Annotated in this window: 18 protein-coding genes; 15 read left to right on the top strand and 3 right to left on the bottom strand. The window is 43.2% G+C overall.

What is annotated here, in order from left to right:
* Positions 1-96 precede the first annotated feature (96 nt).
* The 11 genes from ACRRSY_RS22795 to trpB all read left to right on the top strand — a co-directional run bounded on the left by ACRRSY_RS22795 (position 97) and on the right by trpB (position 9,877).
* The gene (locus ACRRSY_RS22795) at positions 97-501 is read left to right on the top strand and encodes an ATP synthase subunit I (RefSeq protein ID WP_432455278.1); all 405 of its coding nucleotides are present in this window, start codon (positions 97-99) and stop codon (positions 499-501) included.
* Positions 491-1,303 carry a F0F1 ATP synthase subunit A gene (gene atpB, locus ACRRSY_RS22790; RefSeq protein ID WP_432455279.1) on the top strand — a complete coding sequence of 271 codons (813 nt, stop codon included), beginning with the start codon at positions 491-493 and terminating at the stop codon, positions 1,301-1,303. The genes ACRRSY_RS22795 and atpB overlap by 11 nt, the downstream gene beginning before the upstream one ends.
* Positions 1,304-1,348: 45 nt before the next feature.
* Positions 1,349-1,603 (top strand): F0F1 ATP synthase subunit C, encoded by a 255-nt coding sequence (gene atpE, locus ACRRSY_RS22785; protein ID WP_432455280.1) that lies wholly within the window; start codon positions 1,349-1,351, stop codon positions 1,601-1,603.
* Between the two features lie 33 nt (positions 1,604-1,636).
* Entirely contained in the window at positions 1,637-2,110 is a 474-nt protein-coding gene (atpF, locus tag ACRRSY_RS22780) for a F0F1 ATP synthase subunit B (RefSeq protein WP_432455281.1), read from the top strand.
* Between the two features lie 20 nt (positions 2,111-2,130).
* On the top strand, positions 2,131-2,661 hold the full coding sequence (gene atpH / locus ACRRSY_RS22775; protein ID WP_432455282.1) for a F0F1 ATP synthase subunit delta: 531 nt from the start codon (positions 2,131-2,133) through the stop codon (positions 2,659-2,661).
* A 14-nt stretch (positions 2,662-2,675) separates the two neighbouring features.
* On the top strand, positions 2,676-4,217 hold the full coding sequence (atpA, locus tag ACRRSY_RS22770) for a F0F1 ATP synthase subunit alpha (protein WP_432455283.1): 1,542 nt from the start codon (positions 2,676-2,678) through the stop codon (positions 4,215-4,217).
* Positions 4,218-4,246: 29 nt separating this feature from the next.
* Entirely contained in the window at positions 4,247-5,110 is an 864-nt protein-coding gene (gene atpG / locus ACRRSY_RS22765; protein WP_432455284.1) for a F0F1 ATP synthase subunit gamma, read from the top strand.
* 35 nt (positions 5,111-5,145) lie between these two features.
* Positions 5,146-6,522 (top strand): F0F1 ATP synthase subunit beta, encoded by a 1,377-nt coding sequence (gene atpD, locus ACRRSY_RS22760; protein ID WP_432455285.1) that lies wholly within the window; start codon positions 5,146-5,148, stop codon positions 6,520-6,522.
* A 31-nt stretch (positions 6,523-6,553) separates the two neighbouring features.
* Positions 6,554-6,979, top strand: a complete 426-nt coding sequence (locus ACRRSY_RS22755) for a F0F1 ATP synthase subunit epsilon (RefSeq protein ID WP_432455286.1) — start codon at positions 6,554-6,556, stop codon at positions 6,977-6,979.
* A 157-nt stretch (positions 6,980-7,136) separates the two neighbouring features.
* Entirely contained in the window at positions 7,137-8,498 is a 1,362-nt protein-coding gene (glmU, locus tag ACRRSY_RS22750; RefSeq protein WP_432464699.1) for a bifunctional UDP-N-acetylglucosamine diphosphorylase/glucosamine-1-phosphate N-acetyltransferase GlmU, read from the top strand.
* Between the two features lie 155 nt (positions 8,499-8,653).
* The gene (gene trpB, locus ACRRSY_RS22745) at positions 8,654-9,877 is read left to right on the top strand and encodes a tryptophan synthase subunit beta (RefSeq protein WP_432464088.1); all 1,224 of its coding nucleotides are present in this window, start codon (positions 8,654-8,656) and stop codon (positions 9,875-9,877) included.
* Positions 9,878-9,928: 51 nt separating this feature from the next.
* On the opposite strand, the gene ACRRSY_RS22740 is transcribed toward trpB, so the two are convergent.
* Positions 9,929-10,756: a hypothetical protein gene (locus tag ACRRSY_RS22740; RefSeq protein ID WP_432464087.1), complete on the bottom strand. Its 828-nt coding sequence runs from the start codon at positions 10,754-10,756 to the stop codon at positions 9,929-9,931.
* A gap of 183 nt (positions 10,757-10,939) precedes the next feature.
* Here ACRRSY_RS22740 and ACRRSY_RS22735 point away from each other — a divergent pair, with 183 nt between their 5' ends.
* The gene (locus ACRRSY_RS22735) at positions 10,940-12,637 is read left to right on the top strand and encodes a mechanosensitive ion channel domain-containing protein (RefSeq protein WP_432464086.1); all 1,698 of its coding nucleotides are present in this window, start codon (positions 10,940-10,942) and stop codon (positions 12,635-12,637) included.
* A gap of 216 nt (positions 12,638-12,853) precedes the next feature.
* Positions 12,854-13,540 carry a DUF2786 domain-containing protein gene (locus ACRRSY_RS22730; protein WP_432455290.1) on the top strand — a complete coding sequence of 229 codons (687 nt, stop codon included), beginning with the start codon at positions 12,854-12,856 and terminating at the stop codon, positions 13,538-13,540.
* Positions 13,541-13,701: 161 nt separating this feature from the next.
* Here ACRRSY_RS22730 and pyk read toward each other — a convergent pair whose 3' ends face one another.
* Positions 13,702-15,138 carry a pyruvate kinase gene (pyk, locus tag ACRRSY_RS22725; protein WP_432460537.1) on the bottom strand — a complete coding sequence of 479 codons (1,437 nt, stop codon included), beginning with the start codon at positions 15,136-15,138 and terminating at the stop codon, positions 13,702-13,704.
* 623 nt (positions 15,139-15,761) lie between these two features.
* Here pyk and nadE point away from each other — a divergent pair.
* Positions 15,762-16,592 (top strand): ammonia-dependent NAD(+) synthetase, encoded by an 831-nt coding sequence (gene nadE, locus ACRRSY_RS22720; protein ID WP_432455292.1) that lies wholly within the window; start codon positions 15,762-15,764, stop codon positions 16,590-16,592.
* Between the two features lie 104 nt (positions 16,593-16,696).
* Positions 16,697-17,317, top strand: a complete 621-nt coding sequence (locus ACRRSY_RS22715) for a trimeric intracellular cation channel family protein (protein ID WP_432464085.1) — start codon at positions 16,697-16,699, stop codon at positions 17,315-17,317.
* Between the two features lie 1,319 nt (positions 17,318-18,636).
* On the opposite strand, the gene ACRRSY_RS22710 is transcribed toward ACRRSY_RS22715, so the two are convergent.
* On the bottom strand, positions 18,637-19,995 hold the full coding sequence (locus ACRRSY_RS22710; RefSeq protein WP_432460535.1) for an MATE family efflux transporter: 1,359 nt from the start codon (positions 19,993-19,995) through the stop codon (positions 18,637-18,639).
* Positions 19,996-20,147 lie beyond the last annotated feature (152 nt).

Raw genomic sequence — 20,147 nt, 5'->3', positions numbered from 1 at the left:
CCAGACTTTCAACGTATAATCATTAGGCTTTTTAGCAAGCCTATTCGCCCTAGTCTGGGCTTTAGGTTTAACGTAAAACACTAGTAGAGGTCGAGAATGTCTGGTTCTTTAACATCTGCAATTCGTCGCAAGGCGCTTTATTATGTTATTTTTCAGACGAGTTTTGTCGTATTACTAACGCTAAACAGTGGTTTCTTTTTTAATAAGGATATTGCTATTTCTGTGTTACTCGGAGGTATAATCTTCTTACTACCCAATAGCTTATTTACGCTGATGGCGTTTCGGTTTGTCGGTGCAACTAAGCAAAAACAAGTAGTAACAAGTTTTTATCTAGGGGAAGTCGTAAAACTATCTCTTATTGCCATATTGTTTGTACTGGTCTTTACCCTGCTTAAGGTGGAGCCCCTCGCTCTACTGCTCGGTTTTGTTCTCAGTAGTTTAACGCAATGGACCGCCTCTATTTTTTTGACTAAGAAAAATAGGATGATAAATGGCTGCTGAATCTGTTACAGGTTATATCCAGCATCACCTGACTAATGCACAAATGTGCGTGGCCGAAACTGGTGGCCTCGCGTTTAACCATGGGTGTCATGAAGCAGGGTTCTGGACATTTAACGTTGATTCACTCCTAATATCAGTTGTCTTGGGGGTTCTGTTCTTATTTGTTTTTTATAGAACGGGACAAAAAGCAACATCTGGCGTTCCCGGAAAGTTTCAATGTTTTATCGAAATTCTCGTGGAATTTGTTGATGGCTCGGTACGAGATGCTTTTCATCGTAGCGATAAAGTCATTGCGCCAATTGGTTTAACCATCTTCGTTTGGGTTTTCCTCATGAACCTGATGGACTTAATCCCTGTTGATTTTCTTCCTCAAGCCGCCGCTCAAGCAGGCATACCATACTCTAAAATTGTACCCACTACTGATTTAAACATTACTCTTGGCATGGCCTTGGTAGTGTTTGTATTGATACTTTTTTACAGTATTAAAGTGAAAGGTGTGAGTGGATTTGTAAAAGAACTTACTTTACAACCATTTAATCACTGGGCTTTTATTCCTTTTAACTTTTTATTGGAATCGGTCACTTTGTTGGCTAAGCCATTTTCGCTGGCGCTGCGTTTGTTCGGTAACCTGTATGCGGGTGAATTGATCTTTATTATTATTGCCGCCCTTGTTCCATTTTGGGCTCAGTGGGCTTTGTCAGTTCCATGGGCAATATTCCATATTTTGATCATTGTGCTTCAAGCGTTTATTTTCATGATGCTAACCATTGTTTACTTAGCTTTGGCTCATGAAGATCATTAATTAATTAAATTAGAACTACCTAACACATATATATTGGAGATAATTATGGAAACTGTTGTTGGTTTAACTGCTATAGCGGCTGCACTACTAATCGGTTTAGGTGCTTTGGGTACTGCGATTGGTTTTGGTCTGCTTGGTGGTAAATTCCTTGAAGCAGCGGCTCGTCAACCTGAGCTAGCGTCTACCCTACAAACCAAAATGTTTATTGTTGCCGGTCTTCTTGATGCGATCGCAATGATTGGTGTAGGTATCGCGCTATTCTTCGTTTTCGCTAACCCGTTTATTGGCTTATTGGGTTAATCCTTCGATTCCTTAACTTAGGGAGGTGTCGTTGTGAATATCAATGCAACATTACTTGGACAAGCGATCGCATTCGCATTTTTTTGTTGGTTTTGCGTTAAATACGTATGGCCGCCATTAATTGATGCGATTGAAGCTCGTCAGAAGAAAATTGCGGATGGATTAGCTGATGCTGATCGTGCGGGTAAAGATCTTAAATTAGCGCAAGCTAATGCTTCTGAACAAATGAAAGAAGCAAAGGTTGAGGCCGCAGGTATTATCGACAGAGCTAACAAACGTAAAGTTCAAATTATCGACGAAGCAAAAGAGTTGGCTAACGTTGAGCGTGAGAAAATTATCGCTCATGGAAACGCTGAAGTTGAAGCTGAACGCAATCGTGCTCGTGAAGAATTACGTGCGCAAGTGGCTGCTTTAGCCATCGCTGGTGCTGAAAAAATTATTCAGCATTCTATCGACAAAGAAGTTAGCAAGCAGATTGTTGACAAACTAGTCGCTGAGCTGAAATAAAGGGATAAAAGGTAGAGCTTATGGCTGATTTAACCACCATTGCTCGTCCCTACGCTAAAGCTGCGTTTGATTTTGCCATTGAGCATAAAGCCTTAGAAGAGTGGACGAATATGTTAGCTTTTGTCGCCGAAGTGGCGGTGAATGAACATGTATCTGTTCAGTTAAAAAGGCAATCGGTAGAGACCTTGGTAGATTTATTTACCACTGTTTGTGCTGGGCAGCTTGATGAGCATGGCCTTAACTTCTTGAAGTTAATGGCACAAAATGGCCGTTTACAGGCGTTGCCTGCTGTGTTAGCGCTGTTCTTAGGATATAAAGCCGAATTGGCTAAAGAGATAACCGCCGAGGTTGTTTCTGCTTCTGAGTTAGATGCCGCGCAGCAAGCGCAAATTAGTGCTTCCTTAGAGCAGCGCTTGTCGCGCAAAGTGAAGCTTAACTGTAGTGTCGATGCCTCACTGTTGGCTGGCTTGTATATTCAAGCTGGTGATCTGGTGATTGATGGCTCCGTAAAAGGGCAATTGGCAAAACTATCTAATACACTACAAGCGTAATTGGGGAATAGAGCATGCAACTGAATTCCACTGAAATAAGCGATCTGATCAAGCAACGTATTGAACAGTTCGAAGTTGTCAGTGAAGCTCGTAACGAAGGTACTATCGTATCTGTTAGTGACGGTATTATTCGTATTAATGGTCTTGCTGATGTAATGCAAGGCGAAATGATTGAGCTTCCTGGTAGTCGTTATGCCATCGCATTAAACCTAGAGCGTGACTCTGTAGGTGCGGTTGTGATGGGGCCTTATGCTGATTTAGCAGAAGGTGACAAAGTTAAAAGTTCTGGTCGTATTTTGGAAGTACCTGTAGGTCGTGGCCTACAAGGACGAGTCCTGAATACACTAGGTGAACCAATTGATGGTAAAGGACCTGTCGAACATGATGGATTCTCACCTATCGAAGTGATTGCACCTGGGGTGATGGAACGTAAGTCGGTCGATAAACCAGTTCAAACTGGTATTAAAGCGATTGATTCAATGATCCCAATTGGTCGTGGTCAACGTGAATTGATCATTGGTGACCGTCAAATTGGTAAAACGGCAATTGCGGTTGATGCCATCATTAACCAAAAACACTCCGGTATTAAATGTGTTTATGTGGCGATTGGTCAAAAAGCTTCAACTATCTCTAACGTTGTGCGTAAGTTAGAAGAGTTTGGCGCCATGGAATACACTACCATTGTTGCAGCCTCAGCGTCTGATTCAGCTGCATTACAATACCTAGCACCTTATGCAGGTTGTGCAATGGGTGAATACTACCGAGATCGCGGTGAAGATGCTTTGATCATCTATGATGATTTGTCGAAACAAGCGGTTGCTTATCGTCAAATTTCATTGTTATTGCGTCGTCCACCTGGCCGTGAAGCTTATCCTGGTGATGTATTCTATCTACACTCTCGTTTGCTAGAGCGCGCAGCTCAGGTTAATGAAAAATATGTGGAAGAGTTCACTAAAGGTGAAGTGAAAGGTCAATCGGGTTCGTTAACGGCTTTGCCGATTATTGAAACTCAGGCCGGTGACGTATCAGCCTTCGTACCAACCAACGTAATTTCGATTACCGATGGACAAATCTTCTTGACTGGCCAGCTATTCAACTCTGGTACTCGTCCGGCGGTTGATCCTGGTATTTCGGTATCTCGTGTGGGTGGTGCAGCACAAACTAAGATTATCAAGAAACTGTCAGGTGGTATTCGTACTGCGCTTGCACAGTATCGTGAACTAGCAGCCTTTGCTCAGTTTGCATCTGATTTAGATGATGCAACGCGTAAGCAGTTAGACCATGGTCAGAAAGTAACTGAGTTAATGAAGCAGAAGCAATTCAGCCCATTGACTGTTGCTGAGCAAGCCTTAGGTTTATATGCTGCAGAGAAAGGTTTCTTGGCTGATATTGAAATCAATAAGATTGTTGATTTTGAAGGCGCATTGTTAGCTTATGCCAACAATGAATATGCCGATCTATTGGCGTCTATTAACCAGAAAGGCGATTACAACGATGAAATCGATGCTTCAATTAAGTCATTAATTGAAAGCTTTAAATCGACTCAAACTTGGTAATCTAAGCTGACGAATAGGAGCGAATAGATATGGCCGGCGCTAAAGAAATTAAAGGTAAGATTGCCAGTGTTAAAAACACTCAAAAAATTACCAAAGCGATGGAAATGGTTGCTGCTAGTAAAATGCGTCGTTCTCAAGACAGCATGCGAGGTAGCCGACCTTACGCAGTAGCTATGCGCAAAGTTATTGGTCATATCGCGTTAGGTAAACTCGAATATAAACATCCTTATGTTATAGAAAGAGAAACCAAACGTGTTGGTTATATCGTGGTGTCTACAGACCGTGGTCTTTGTGGCGGCTTAAACATTAACTTGTTTAAGAATGCCGTTACTGAGATTAAGCAGTGGAAAGAGAAAGGTGTGAGTGCTGATTTGGCCGTTATTGGCGGTAAAGCAACTTCTTTCTTTAACAGCCATGGTGGGAATGTATTGGCTCAAAACTCAGGTTTGGGCGATCACCCAACTGTCGATGAGTTGGTCGGTACCGTACAAGTGATGCTTGAAGCTTACAACGAAGGTAAGTTAGATCGCATCTATGTGGTATATAACAAGTTTGTTAATACCATGGTGCAAGAGCCCAAAATTGACCAATTATTGCCGCTGCCTAAAGCAGATGACCCAGAAATTGCGTCTCGCAGTTGGGACTATTTATATGAGCCAGGCGCCGAAGAAATTCTCGACGGTTTGTTGGTTCGTTATATCGAGTCTCAAGTTTATCAAGCGGTGGTTGAAAACCTCGCCTGTGAACAAGCTGCACGAATGGTTGCAATGAAAGCGGCAACCGATAACTCGGGTAACCTGATTGACGAACTACAGTTGATTTACAACAAAGAACGTCAAGCAGCAATTACTCAAGAATTGACTGAAATTTCTGCGGGGGCTGCAGCCGTTTAAGGCAAGGCATAAGCACAATATTTAGAGGAATCAACATGAGTAACGGTAACATCGTCCAAGTAATTGGCGCTGTTGTGGACGTTGAATTTCCACATGACAGTGTACCGAAGGTATACAATGCTCTAGAAGTTCAAGGTGAAGACTTAGTCCTTGAAGTTCAACAGCAAATTGGTGGTGGCGTAGTACGTTGTATCTGTATGGGTGCATCGGAAGGTATTCGCCGCGGCCTAGAAGTGGTTGATACTGGTGACGCGATTAAAGTACCTGTAGGTGAAGCCACCTTAGGTCGTATTATGAACGTTCTTGGTCATACCATCGACGGTAAAGGTGAAGTTGCGACAGAAGAGCGCTACAGAATTCACCGAGCTGCTCCTAGTTACGAAGAGCAGTCAAGTTCTAATGAATTATTAGAAACCGGCGTAAAAGTTATCGACTTAATTTGTCCATTCGCTAAGGGTGGTAAAATTGGTCTGTTTGGCGGTGCCGGTGTCGGTAAAACCGTAAACATGATGGAGTTAATCAACAACATTGCTAAAGCACACTCAGGTTTATCTGTGTTTGCTGGTGTTGGTGAGCGGACTCGTGAAGGTAATGACTTCTACTACGAGATGGAAGAAGCCGGGGTACTTGATAAAGTAGCCATGGTTTATGGTCAGATGAACGAGCCACCAGGAAACCGCCTACGGGTTGCGTTAACTGGTCTAACGATGGCTGAGAAGTTCCGTGACGAAGGGAAAGACGTACTGTTGTTTATTGACAACATTTACCGTTATACCCTAGCCGGTACCGAAGTATCTGCATTGCTGGGTCGTATGCCTTCTGCGGTAGGTTATCAGCCTACTTTGGCGGAAGAAATGGGTGTTCTTCAAGAGCGTATTACATCAACCAAGACTGGTTCGATTACTTCGATCCAAGCGGTTTATGTACCTGCGGATGACTTGACCGATCCATCGCCTGCTACCACCTTTGCTCACTTGGATGCAACGGTGACACTCAACCGTAGCATTGCGGCCATGGGTCTGTACCCTGCGATTGACCCATTGGATTCAAACTCTCGTCAGTTAGATCCTTTAGTGGTTGGTCAAGAGCACTATGAAGTTGCTCGTGGCGTGCAAGGTGTACTGCAACGCTATAAAGAATTAAAAGATATTATTGCAATTCTAGGTATGGACGAATTGTCTGAAGAAGACAAACAGACCGTAGCTCGAGCGCGTAAAATTGAAAAATTCTTAACGCAAGATTATCACGTAGCCGAAGTATTTACCGGTAACCCGGGTAAGCTTATTCCGCTTAAAGATACGATTCGTAGCTTTAAAGGCCTATTGGCTGGCGATTACGATGATATCCCAGAGCAAGCGTTCTTGTATGCTGGCGATATTGATGACGTGCTTGAGCGCGCCAAAAATATGTAAGCATCGCCAATTGGCGTAACAGGAGGCTAAAATGGCAGCGATGACAGTTCACTTGGATGTGGTAAGCGCGGAAAAGAAAATTTTTTCTGGTCGCGTCGAACACTTACGAGTAACCGGTGAAGAGGGTGAGTTAGGGGTGATGTTTGGTCACGCCCCATTACTGACTCCAATTAAGCCTGGTATGGTTCGCATGGTAAAACAGCACGGACACGAAGAGGTCATTTATATCTCGGGTGGTTTTTTGGAAGTACAACCAGGAAACGTGATCGTCTTAGCTGATACCGCGATTCGAGGCAGCGAACTCGATAAAGCCAAGGCCCAACAAGCTAAACACGCGGCAGAGGAAAGCATTAGCAATCCTAGCAGCGATATCGATTTTGCCAAAGCGCAGGTTGAATTAGCCAAAGCAATGGCGCAATTACGGGTTATCGAAATTCTCGGTAAAAACGTTAGATAGTTTAGTTTAAGTATAAAAAGGCGCTCATTGAGCGCCTTTTTTGTATTTTAAAGATGCAATATCAAGGGTGAATTCCAAAGTAAAGTGGTTTGGCTTACACTACTTTTGAAAAGACTCGTTTAAATTGAGCAAAGCTTACCGTTATGAAGGATAGATGATGAATTTTAGTGTAGTGATATTAGCCGCAGGAAAAGGCACACGGATGCGCTCAAGCTTGCCTAAGGTTTTGCATAAACTTGCTGATAAACCAATGGTACAACATGTTATTGATACCGCTAAACAACTAGAGCCGCAAACGATTCATTTAATCTATGGTCATGGTGGTGAGTTGATTCAACAGCAGATCCAAGATCCTCAGCTAAATTGGGTGGAGCAGGCAGAACAGTTAGGAACTGGTCATGCGATGCAGCAGGCAGCGCCGCATTTTGCCGCCAACCAGGCGGTGGTGATGTTATATGGTGATACTCCGCTGATTAGCCAACAAACCATCCAACGTTTAATTGAAGCTCTGCCAAAAGGCGGAATTGGCTTATTAACGGTGGATCTTGCCGACCCTACTGGCTATGGTCGAATTGTTCGGCAAAATGGAAGTGTTGCCGCGATTGTTGAACATAAAGATGCCAGCCCAGAGCAGCTGGATATTACTGAGGTGAACACTGGTGTGTTAGTTGCTAATAGCGATGACTTTAATCGTTGGTTAGCGCAATTGAGTAATGATAATGCGCAAGGTGAGTACTATGTGACTGATATTATCGAAATGGCGACTCAAGAAGGACATTTGGTACAAGCGGTACAACCAGACTCTGAAGTTGAAGTTCAAGGGGTAAATGATCGGGTACAGCTGAATCGTTTAGAGCGGGCTTATCAGTTTGCTCAAGCGGAGCGTTTATTGGCTGAAGGTCTTAGTTTGGCCGATGCCAATCGATTTGATTTGCGGGGTGAATTGAGCATGGGTCATGATTGCTTCATCGATATTAATGTGATTATCAAGGGTAAAGTGAGCCTGGGGAACAATGTCACCATTGAGTCAAATTGTATTTTAATTGATTGTGAAATCGGTGATAACGTCACCATTAAAGCCAACAGTATTATTGAGCAAGCGAGCCTTGCCGAAGATGCTTCGGCGGGACCATTTGCGCGGCTACGTCCTGGTGCAAAATTAAAACAAGATGCGCATGTTGGTAATTTTGTTGAAATGAAAAAATCAACCTTAGGTCAAGGTTCCAAGGCTGGGCATTTAACTTATCTTGGGGATACTATTGTTGGCGCTGGTGTGAATATTGGTGCAGGGACAATTACCTGTAATTATGATGGCGTGAATAAGTTTCAAACAATTATTGAAGATGGTGCCTTCATTGGCAGTGATACCCAGTTAGTTGCACCGGTTACGGTGGGTAAAAATGCCACCATTGGTGCAGGTTCAACCATTACCTGTAATGTAGATGCTGAAATGCTGGCTCTTTCTCGAACCAAACAACGAACTATTTCTGGTTGGCAGCGGCCAGTGAAAAAAGCCTGACTTTACTGATGTTATTATAAAAAAGCGACCTAAGGTCGCTTTTTATGTTTTAGTCTCTATTTATTCAAGAAAGCTATCGATCGAAGCTCTAACTAGCGCACATATTTCCTTGATAAGATTCGGTATAACTAAGCTTTTTCTAATCGGAATTTATAATGCAAAATCAATTTGAGCACGCTTTGCCAAACCCACAAGGCTATTTTGGAGAATACGGCGGGAGCTTTATTCCTCCGGAGCTACAACGGGTCATGGACGACATTACCAAGTCTTATCATGCGATCCGCCAAGATCCGAGTTTTATTGCGGAACTAACCCGTCTTTACCAACACTATGTGGGTCGGCCTAGTCCCATTTTTCATGCGGAAAATTTGTCTAAGGCTTATGGTTGTGAGATTTATCTCAAACGCGAAGATCTAAATCACACCGGTGCTCACAAGATTAACCATTGCTTGGGTGAGGTGCTGCTAGCGAAAAAAATGGGCAAGAGTAAAGTGATCGCCGAAACTGGTGCTGGCCAACATGGGGTTGCACTGGCCACAGCTGCCGCGTTGCTTGGTCTTGAATGTGATATTCATATGGGGGAAGTGGATATTGCCAAAGAGCATCCTAACGTGGTGAGAATGCGAATTCTCGGCGCCAATGTGATTCCCGCCACTCATGGTCGTAAAACCCTTAAGGAGGCTGTAGACAGCGCATTTGAGGCTTATATGGCCGATCCTCATAGTCAATTGTATGCCATCGGCTCGGTGGTTGGGCCGCATCCTTTTCCAATGATGGTGAGAGACTTTCAATCGATTATTGGTATTGAGGCGCGTCAGCAGTTTCAAGAGATGACAGGTGAATTGCCCGATCACTTAGTCGCTTGTATTGGCGGTGGTTCTAATGCAATGGGTTTATTTAGTGCCTTTTTGGAGGATCAAGCGGTGGCGATGCATGGTTGTGAGCCTGCAGGACGAAGTTTGGAACAAGTGGGTGAACACGCTGCCACTTTAACCAAAGGGGAGCCGGGGACCATGCATGGATTCCATTCCTATATGCTGAAGGATGAGCAAGGGGAACCGCAACAGGTGTATTCGGTCGCCAGTGGTTTAGATTATCCTTCGGTGGGACCTCAGCATGCCTATTTAAAAGATTTAGGCCGAGTTCAGTATGGGGTTGTGAGCGATCAAGAAGCGATTGATGCGTTTTTTGAACTATCGCGATTAGAAGGCATTATTCCAGCGATAGAATCGGCGCATGCGGTTGCACATGCGATTAAGCTCGCTAAACAGGGGCTTAATGGTCGTATCTTAATTAACCTATCGGGTCGTGGTGATAAAGACATCGACTTTGTCATTGAACACTATGGTAAACAATATGGGATTGCTGAACTGATTTGAAGCAAGTGAACTTATAGGCTACCAGCCCGTTGGTAGCCTATAAGTGATGGGCTAGAATCGATAAGCGAAGTTTACCATCGGCCCTTGAAAATTATATTTAAGTTGGATTTCATCCCACTCTGCTTCAACAATGTAGTAGTTATAGCCTAACTCTATATCCCAATTGGGATTGATCTGGTAACTAATGGAGGCATTCAGATCGGCTAGATAACCCTTCACTTGGTCAATTTTTAGATAAAAAAATTGACTATGAGCATTCAGTGTCCAATCGTCGGTTAATTGATAATGGGTCCATAAGCCGATATCAGGTAGCGGTGCGGTGGCCGATTCATCAACCACTTCACCTTTGGTCGCGGTTGAATTACAAATAATATTCCCTGCATTATTGACACAAGCTGAGATATCGCCGCTAAAGCCCATTTCAATAAACATCACATGCAAACCAAGTGAGCCACCAATTTCAGTTTTAGCATTTTGATAAAATGAATAGCCATAACCAGCACTCAGAATATCAATATCCATCCGGGTATTTAGATTTGCGCCAGCGATTACGCCAGAATCGGGATGATTCGGTAAGGTAAACCCAAAATTGGTTTTGCTCGATGCGCTTCGATGTAAACGACGCCAATCGGCGTAGACGTGGTGGCGTTGATTAAATTTGTAACCCAGCTCGAAAAAGGGTAACAACAGATGTTTTTCTAGCTGTAAACTATCTTCAAAATCTAAGGTAATATCTTGGTTATCGAAGCTTTTAGTTGTGACTGATGAGTCTGTTTGTGACCAAAACGCTCCAGTTTTGAAGGTCCATTCTCCAGCACTGAGCGGAAAACTGACTAAACTCACAAACCAAAGTTTACTTAGCCAACGCGCTATATTCATATACTGTCCTTAGTTGAGTGCTCTGTGATATCCGTAATCATGATTGTAAACCGAGCCATGTCCTATTCATTGTTGCTTATGATTTAGGATTAAGCGGCCCCTTTAGATCATAAAACATAATTTAATTATGAGTTGTTGGCTTGTTTTTTTTATAGTTGTTTGTAGTTTATTTAGGAGGCAGAGATGAAAACGGAATTTGTTCGGTGGTATCAGAGTTTGATGAAGTGGGTTTTACTATTTTTTTCGAGCGCTGTTTTTTGCTTGCATGCGGCTGATTCCGGTAGCGACCAAGCGCAGCTATTGTTGGAAAAATATCAGCGTCAACAGCAGCGGATTGAAAAGATACAAGCCAATAGAAATACGGTCTCTGCTATCGAGCAAGCGGCCATCGATTATCGTTTAGTTGAGCGTCATTTAAGTTCCTTTGAAACGATTAATCAGCTCACCCAATACTTAATTAAACAACAAGCTCTGGGTTTGACGGAACCTGCTATAAACCATCAAGTTAAGCAAATTATCGTCGATAATTATCAAAGTTTAATTCAGCGGATCGAGCAACAGCAGCAGTTGTTTAATAAAGCCTACGCACAACAACCTTCGGATAATATTAAGTCTTTTCAGTTATATATTGATTACTTGAATCGATCTGATGTGATTTTTTCGGCCTTGGTACAGCAAATTAATAATCTCCAAGCCCTTGGCTTTGAGGTAACGGATCAAAATCATCATCTGATCGATTTGCTTTATCTGCGGGCTGAATCATTTTCTGGGATGGTTGGCTTACTCGAAAATAAAACCAGGGAGCTTAGTCAATTTATTAAATTGACTCCCGATGATCAAGCACTAAAAGACCAATTAGCCGTGGTCAAAGAGCAATTATCGGTCGCAGGGTTAAGCTTCAAATTAACCGTTGAATTACTCACTCAGCTTGGTTTTAATACCGGATTTTATCAACAGACATTGCTTAAATTAGGTGGGCAAATCACCACCGATGTGTTGGATATCAACGTATTGAACGGTATTGCTAAACGTTGGGTCGTTCGACTTAGTGAGTATTTTGTTGAGCACGGCGGAGAGTGGATCTTCAAAATATTTTTGTTGTTACTCATTTATTTTGTATTTCGTGCTCTTGCTCGTTTAACCCGTAAGTTACTGATTAAAAGTTTAGATTCTTCCAAGCTACGGTTATCTTCGTTGATGAAAGAGATGATAGTGTCCTCGGTGACTCGGGTCGTGGTTATTGTTGGAATTTTATTTGCTTTGGCCCAAGTTGGTATATCACTGGCACCGGTTTTAGCGGGGTTAGGTGTCGCTGGTTTCATTATTGGGTTTGCCTTGCAAGATACCTTGAGTAATTTTGCCGCTGGGATGATGATTCTTATTTATCGTCCCTATGATGTGGGCGATATGGTGGAAGTGGGCGGTGGCGTCTTTGGCAAAGTGAAAAGTATGAATTTAGTTTCGACCACTATTTTAACCATCGATAACCAAACATTAGTGATCCCAAATGGTAAAATTTGGGGGGATGTGATTAAAAATGTAACTGCACAAAAACTGCGTCGCGTTGATTTAGTTTTTGGGATTGGCTATAGCGATGATATCGATAAAACGGAAGCCGTGTTGAATGAATTATTAGCCAAGCACCCATTGGTGTTAGCCGAACCTGCTCCTATGGTTAAACTACATATTTTAAATGAATCTTCGGTAGATTTTATCGTGCGTCCTTGGGTAAAAACCGATGATTATTGGAACGTTTATTGGGATATTACTCGACAAGTGAAAATGCGCTTCGATCAAGATGGTATCTCGATCCCTTTCCCACAGCGCGATGTTCATGTTTATTCTACAGGCAATGGTGGTGAGGGACATTCGAATGGATAAGTGCCTCGTTTGCTTCTAAAGCGAGCTGTATTCGACGCTGGCACGACTGGAAAGTGACCCATTGCATTGCCAGAGGGTTTTCTTTTCGGTGTTTCAAGTGGAAAATTGAGTCTAAATTCTAAACGAAGCGCTGGCTCTGGGCTCGGTATTACTGGAAAATTTGGCTAAAACCAGTAAAATGACGCTTCATTTTTGAACAGAGGTTGTAGCAATTTCGTGAGTCGTCAACGAGCCCTAGAAAAAATTGCAAAGTGCTTAGAGTTGGGTAACTCCTCTAATGTTCATGAGGCTGCTCAAGCGATCCGTATGGCGCATCGCTTAATGCTTAAACACGGCTTAGAGCAAGCCGATATTGATTTAATTCAAATGGGGAAAACCTCTACTCAAACCTTGTTACCCGCCAATGTAAACGAAAATATCTTACGCATTATTCGTGGTATTAACTCACGTTTTGGTGTGGAAGCGGTACTGGTTAATCATAAAGGTTTAAAAAGAGCTGAATTTGTTGGCATGGCCGAGCGTGCCGTATTTGCCGCCTTTGCATTTGATATTGTTTATCGAGAAATGAACCAACAGGTGGGTTCATTTCGAAATAGCTTTGCCGGTTCCGGTACCGATAATGTCACTGTGGCACGACGGGTTACTTCTTTTACTGCCGGTTGGTTGGAGGGGGCTTTAGAAAAACTCCCCGATCTAACAAGCGATGGACGCAATGAACATATGGATGACTACTTGGATGAGATGTTTGAGAAGTTAGACCGTGAAACCTTTAAGGCGAAAATTAAGGCCTCAATGGGTCAGCTTACCCCAGATTTTCAAACCGGGATCACCAAGGGACGCAAACTATCTGTGAATCGTCCTGTGGAAGGTACTCGAGCAAGTCCGCAGTTAAACCACAATTAATATTCATTGATACGCACACATTGGGTATTTTTGCTGTTTCGGATGTGATCCTGTATTGCTTTAGTGATTTAAATTGATCTTCGTTTGAATGCTCTGGTCATTATTTTTCGATAGTTAGCTCGGTGTATACACCGAGCTAACTAAGCGCTCATGTTTAGCGCTTAACCGACTTTTAATATCTTACTGGTATTGGTATGCCCGGTTTGGTCGAATACATCACCATGGGTCAAAATCACTAAATCACCTTTATTCAAATAGCCTTGTTGTTTCAACAAATTAATCGCGCTATGTGATACTTGGATGATATCGTGGTTGGTTTCGTCGAAGTAAATCGGGTATACGCCTCGGTATAAGGCGCAACGACTCAAGGTTGCTTGGTGGCGAGATAAAGAAAAAATGGGTAAGCCACTACTGAGGCGAGACATTAATAAAGGCGTGCTGCCTGATTCGGTGAGTGCAATAATGGCGGTCATACCTTGCATGTGATTGGCCGCAAACATGGTACTCATCGCCACTGTTTCCGAAATACTCTCAAAGGTTTCATTGATTCGATATTTGGATACGTTAATGCTGCGTTGTTTTTCAGCACCTAGGCAAACCGAAGCCATGGCCTGGACGGTTTCCACAGGGTACTGGCCAGCGGCTGTTTCGCCGGATAACATCACCGCATCGGTACCGTCCAATACTGCGTTGGCTACATCCATGACCTCAGCGCGAGTTGGCATCGGCGCACTAATCATTGATTCCATCATCTGAGTTGCGGTAATCACCGCGCGATTGTATTTTCGAGTCAGACGAATAAGAGTCTTTTGCACTCCCACTAATTCGGCATCGCCAATTTCAACACCGAGATCGCCACGAGCTACCATCACTGCGTCGGAAGCGGTAATGATATCGATCATCGCTTCTTCGGTGGCAACTGTTTCTGCTCGTTCAACTTTTGCCACTAGTTTTGTTGCGAGTCCGGCTTGTTGAGTCAGACGTCTGGCATAGTGCATATCTTCACCGCTATTTGGGAAGGATACAGCTAAATAGTCGACATTGATTTTGGCTGCGGTGAGGATATCGGCTTTGTCTTTATCGGTTAAGGCTGCGGCAGATAAACCACCACCGAGTTTATTAATCCCTTTGTTGTTGGATAAAAATCCGCCAATGGTCACTTCGGTGGTGACTTTATTGCCTTCTACGGCGGTGACTCTCAATTGAATTCTACCGTCATCAAGTAACAGGGTATCGCCAGGGGCCACGTCTTTAGGCAAGTATTTATAATCGAGGCCAACTTGTTGTTGATCTCCCAAGCCTTTTGCTAAATCACTATCGAGTAAAAAGCTATCCCCAACTTGCAATTTAACCTTACCTTCTTTAAAGGTGGATACGCGTATTTTGGGACCTTGTAGGTCACCCAAAATAGCCACGTGTAGTTTATGTTTGGCTGCAAGTTCTCTGACCTTATTGGCGCGAGCGATATGGTCGTCGGCGCTGCCGTGAGAAAAGTTGAGTCGCACCATATTTGCGCCGCTGAGCAGCAGTTGTTCTAAAATGTCGTCTTTATCGGTGGCTGGGCCTAAAGTTGTCACAATTTTGGTGCGTCGTAGCATAGTTTTATCCTTAAAATGAAATATTCAATCAGAAGCTGTCGCTCCTTGGCGCCAATTGATTTATATCCAACAGCTAGGGAAAATAAATTCTAGAGACTCTAGATGAATATTTGACAACTTATCTGAAAAAATAATGCGCATCTTTAGCGCTAAAATTCCCATTTTGGGTTGCTCACTCAAATAGAAAAACTAAAGTTATTCTCTTTCCTTGCCAAATGGCTCTGTTGTTTGACCAATAGCATACCTTAGATGGCTAGAGGCGGTTCTTTTGTGAGCTACTTTTTTGAGAAAAAAGCATTTTTATCGTGGCGAGAGGTGTCTCGCTTAGAGTGCTAAGTAGATACCTCTAATCAACGGTAAAACGCTTCTAGTCAAATTGTTTAGGCAGTATTTGTGGTGCATTACTGCAGTGTATTGTTATGAGCTATACCGCTAGCGATATTTCACATGACTTGCCTAAATGAGTCACAAACAGCTGTAAAAGTCATCACCAAAGATTAACAGCCCCTAATTATATTAATCTGTTTAGTGATTAATTGTATGTAAATCAGCTTGTCTCTTGGTTTTTTTTTATCTCTCAAGTACATTGCCTGATGAGGATTACATTTGTTGTGGGGGATGAGATGAAACAAGCAATATTAGCGGAGATGAAGGTTCTACCTGAAATTGACCCGGGGTTTGAAGTAAAACGTCGCATAGACTTTATCAAACAGTGTTTACAACAGGCGAACTTAAAAACCCTAATCTTAGGTATTAGTGGTGGTGTTGATTCTACGACCACCGGACGGCTCGCTCAGTTGGCTGTAGAACAGCTTAATCAAGAGCACTCGACTCAAGACTATCGTTTCATTGCGATGCGCCTCCCTTATGGAGAGCAGAAAGATGAAGCAGATGCGCAATTAGCTTTAGATTTTATTAAACCCTCTTATATCGTGACCACAAATATTAAAGATGGCACCGAAGGGGCACACTCAAGCGCACTGTTAGGTTTGCAGAACGCGGGTTTAGCCTTACCGCAACAAGCTGGGATCGATTTTGCTAAGGGCAACGTAAAGGCGCGGATGCGAATGATTGCTCAGTATGAAATTGCGGGACTAACCGGTGCATTGGTGATTGGTACCGATCACTCGGCTGAGAATATTACCGGTTTTTACACTAAGCATGGGGATGGTGCCTGCGATTTAACGCCTATCTTTGGTTTAAATAAGCGTCAGGTTCGCCAAGTGGCGAGTTACTTGGGTGCGCCAGAGAAGTTGATTGGTAAAGCGCCAACAGCTGATTTAGAGGAAGATCGCCCGCAGCTGCCAGATGAAGTGGCGCTTGGTTTAACTTACGATCAAATTGATGACTTTTTAGAAGGTAAATTGGTTGATGCTGGGGTAGAAGAAAAATTAATCGGTATTTATTTACGGACCCAACATAAACGGCAAGCCATTCCGACTATTTATGATTGATTTATTTACCGGACCCACCCGGGTTCGGTGTTGTTTGACCGGTCTCTTATATTGTTCACCATACATGTTGCCTCATTGCAGCCTATTTTTTTGAGGAGCCGACTTTGGGCAACACCATTATTTTTAGTCTCGATCTTTTTGGTACGGCGGTATTCGCCATTTCTGGGGTATTAATCGCTAGTCGGCGACGTATGGATCTATTTGGAGCCCTAGTACTTGCCTGCGTGACCGCGATTGGTGGAGGCACCATTCGTGATATGGCATTAGGGGCTAGCCCAGTTTTTTGGGTGGAAAATGGTTTATATTTGTGGGTGATCTTAGCGGCTAGTCTGGGGGCAATTGTTTTGCTCAATAATTTTCCTAGTCCTCCTCGTTGGTTATTACCAGTCGCCGATGCTATTGGTATGGCTGTGTTTATGGCTATTGGTGCGAATAAGGCCTTACAAATGGGCGCTCCGATGATTGTTTCGGTCACTATGGGGGTGATTACGGCCTGTGGTGGGGGGATGATCCGTGATGTGCTGGCCAACCAGGTTCCTTTAGTACTGCAGCGCGAGATCTATGCAACGGCTTGTATTGTTGGGGGTTGTGTGTGGACGATTACAGAGAACTTAGGTTTTTCCACGACCATTGCAACTAGCAGTTGTATTATTAGTGCTTTAGTCATCCGTTTAGTTGCAATTCGTTATCATCTATCTTTACCTAAGCTTTCAAAAAATCGTTAGGTCTAGTCTAAAGACTGCACTCCTTGTGAGAGATCTCTTACAAGGTTGTAAGTTAAAGGCAGTAAATCTTGCAGATAGACAATAACAATATCCATGTATATCAATTACTTAGTTTTTTCTAATGCTGTTTATGTAAAAAAAGATGAGTTTTTTTTGTTCTGGAGCTTTTTCTCAAGTATTAATGCCGTATAGTTAGTTCTGCACGGAGGCACTGACGTTTATCAGGATGAGAAACGTAGCAGGAGCTGAAAGGACAACTACAGGATGTAGTAAGGGACACCTCCTAGGAAGGAGACGTGCAACTGGTATGGACAACCGGTTATGCCAATGAAGGCTAAAGGACAGCTCAAAGGATTTGAGAAAAGGACAACTACAGGATGTAGTAAAACAGTCAAAAAGGATTGCAGGGAGCAATTACCCGTTCACGGATTTGAGCGATATGACTACTAGGGGCGACACGTAAGTGTCGCCCCGACTTTTTAGGCCAGCTTAATGCTGGTTTTTTTGTGACTACAATTTATGCTATGCCAATCTGATTCATTATATGATCAACTTATTGTGTCGTATAAATCTGCCGATAAATAGGCATGAAGTGCAGTCACTAGTGGCTCTAATTACCAGATAACGCTGTTAGCGGTGATTGTCATCTACCAACAGCGTTTTTTTATTCCTCTTCGCTTTTATCTTGAACAAACATTAGTAAGCCAAAATTAAGGTTTCTAGGCTTGACGATAAGCCCCGAGGTGCTGTGAGAGATCGACTACGCTTGAGCGCTGATATGGCTGCTCTATATTGCGTAAAAATTATTTAAACCCTTTAAATTCAAATAATTAATTAAATCCGATGACTCTTGATTGAATCAATTCAAAAATTATTTCACGGGCTCATCTAGGTTTTATTGAACCAAAGCGTAAAGTAGCTCATACAAGGACGGGCAGGGAAAGCAGCCAAAGCATGAAGCTAGCGGCATTATAGGAACGCTTAGGATGAGCGGCTTGTCAGGATCGATGAGCTAGGGATGTGAGCACAGGAGTGCGATTAGCCTTGGTGACACAAGAGCTTAAGGATGATTATCAGGACACCTCCAGGATGGAGCGAGCAACCGCTTAGGATGAGCAGTTAGGCCACAGAAGGCTAAAGGATAGCGCTAGGGAAGGAGCAAGGGGAAACACTAAGGAATGGTGTGCTACAGTCAAAAGGATTGCAGGGAGCAATTAACGTTCATGGATTTGAGCGATATGACTAGCTTAAGGGCGATACTTCGGTATCGCCCTTAATTTTTTATTCGATTAAACATCATGAGATCGATGTTGTCTTTTTTAATGCTGCGCTTGCCACCAACTTGCTTTTTTCATGAGGTAGGTCAATAGAATTAAACTGCAGAGGCCTGCCACCGTATGGGCGACAATGATTGCTAAGAAGATCACTTGACTGTTCGCAGCTAAGGCGCCTAGGTAAATGGCTGGCAACATAAAGACAAACAAACGAATGAGGTTAATCATCACTGCCATCATCGGTAGAGCCAAGGCGTTGAGTGTTTGTGCGAGTAATAAGGGAACCGCCATCATTCCGTAGCAAAAAGGCACCAGTTGTAGGTAATATTGGCTTAATCTGGCGACTTCGAGATCTTGATTGAAACTGCGACTGATCAGCGGTGCCAGGTAATACATGAGTATGGCTAACAGTAATTGCCAAATAACCGCTAAACGAATGGCTTGATGCACAATTTGCTGCGCTCGATTTAAGTTCCCTGCCCCGACATTTTGTCCCACGAGCATTGGGATCACTGAGTTTATCGCCATCACTCCGATAAATAGTAAGGCTTCTACTCGTGTGGCAAAGCCATAAGCGGCCACGGTTGCGGTTCCGGCGGTTGCCAATATAGCCATTGTAATGGTGGTGGCGATAGGGGTGAGCAATTGGGAAAATACAGCCGGTATTGCAATACTTAATAGTTTGTTCCAAGAGTTCATTAACTGCTGAAGGGAACAGGTTTCAAATTTGAGCAGTTGTAGTTTGTATTTGAGTAAGTAAATCGCCATGCAAAAAGTGAGTAGCCAAGCGATGGCGGTCGCTAGTGCCGCACCTTTCACACCTAAAGTGGGTATCGGGCCCCAACCAAATATTAGAATTGGGTCTAAAAGACCATTCATTATCCCGGCGACTAGCATCATGAGGCTTGGCGTTTTGCTATCGCCACTGGCTCGGATTGCACTGTTGCCGACCATGGGGATAACTAATAGAGGGATCGAAAGGTACCAGATCTGCATATATTGTTCGATATAGGGCATAACTGGTAATTCCGCACCGAGGGATAAAAATAATCGTTCAATATTGAAATAGCCTAAAGCGGCTAGGGTAGTAATTAATAGTAAACTAAACAATAAACTATGGCTGGTTAATTGGGCCGCTTGTTGTTTTTTCTCGGCCCCTAATAGTCGTCCAACATGAGACGAAAGGGCGATGCCTAACCCCATGGCGATGCTGGTAATTGCAAAGGTGATAGGGAAAGTAAAAGAGACTCCTGCCAGCGGATCTGTGCCCAACATAGCGACAAAAAATGTGTCGACTAAATTAAAAAAAATGATCGAAAAGATGCCCACTAAACTGGGGAGGGCTTTATGAATAATGAGAGGCGTGATGGGGGCATCAAGCAATTGTTGGCGTTGTTGTTCCATTCACATTGGATTGGGAAAACTTGTTATCAGTATACTTGGCAAATAAGCACAGTGAAAGTCGCAGGATAGCGCTTGAAACAACTGTAAGTTGCTTGTTTTTTAACCGCTTCGGTTGTTTTTAGGGTGGGAAAGCGGTAAATTGCGCCTTCCTA

The sequence above is a fragment of the Agarivorans sp. QJM3NY_33 genome, from assembly GCF_050870865.2.
Taxonomy (GTDB): Bacteria; Pseudomonadota; Gammaproteobacteria; order Enterobacterales; family Celerinatantimonadaceae; genus Agarivorans.
This window is presented reverse-complemented; position numbering and strand designations above follow the sequence as displayed.

Coding starts and splice junctions, on each gene's coding strand:
- nadE (WP_432455292.1), top strand. CDS start 15,762: ATGAAACAAGCAATATTAGCGGAGATGAAGGTTCTACCTGAAATTGAC.
- ACRRSY_RS22735 (WP_432464086.1), top strand. CDS start 10,940: ATGAAAACGGAATTTGTTCGGTGGTATCAGAGTTTGATGAAGTGGGTT.
- atpA (WP_432455283.1), top strand. CDS start 2,676: ATGCAACTGAATTCCACTGAAATAAGCGATCTGATCAAGCAACGTATT.
- ACRRSY_RS22795 (WP_432455278.1), top strand. CDS start 97: ATGTCTGGTTCTTTAACATCTGCAATTCGTCGCAAGGCGCTTTATTAT.
- atpD (WP_432455285.1), top strand. CDS start 5,146: ATGAGTAACGGTAACATCGTCCAAGTAATTGGCGCTGTTGTGGACGTT.
- ACRRSY_RS22740 (WP_432464087.1), bottom strand. CDS start 10,756: ATGAATATAGCGCGTTGGCTAAGTAAACTTTGGTTTGTGAGTTTAGTC.
- atpB (WP_432455279.1), top strand. CDS start 491: ATGGCTGCTGAATCTGTTACAGGTTATATCCAGCATCACCTGACTAAT.
- pyk (WP_432460537.1), bottom strand. CDS start 15,138: ATGCTACGACGCACCAAAATTGTGACAACTTTAGGCCCAGCCACCGAT.
- trpB (WP_432464088.1), top strand. CDS start 8,654: ATGCAAAATCAATTTGAGCACGCTTTGCCAAACCCACAAGGCTATTTT.
- ACRRSY_RS22755 (WP_432455286.1), top strand. CDS start 6,554: ATGGCAGCGATGACAGTTCACTTGGATGTGGTAAGCGCGGAAAAGAAA.
- atpE (WP_432455280.1), top strand. CDS start 1,349: ATGGAAACTGTTGTTGGTTTAACTGCTATAGCGGCTGCACTACTAATC.
- atpG (WP_432455284.1), top strand. CDS start 4,247: ATGGCCGGCGCTAAAGAAATTAAAGGTAAGATTGCCAGTGTTAAAAAC.
- glmU (WP_432464699.1), top strand. CDS start 7,137: ATGAATTTTAGTGTAGTGATATTAGCCGCAGGAAAAGGCACACGGATG.
- atpH (WP_432455282.1), top strand. CDS start 2,131: ATGGCTGATTTAACCACCATTGCTCGTCCCTACGCTAAAGCTGCGTTT.
- ACRRSY_RS22710 (WP_432460535.1), bottom strand. CDS start 19,995: ATGGAACAACAACGCCAACAATTGCTTGATGCCCCCATCACGCCTCTC.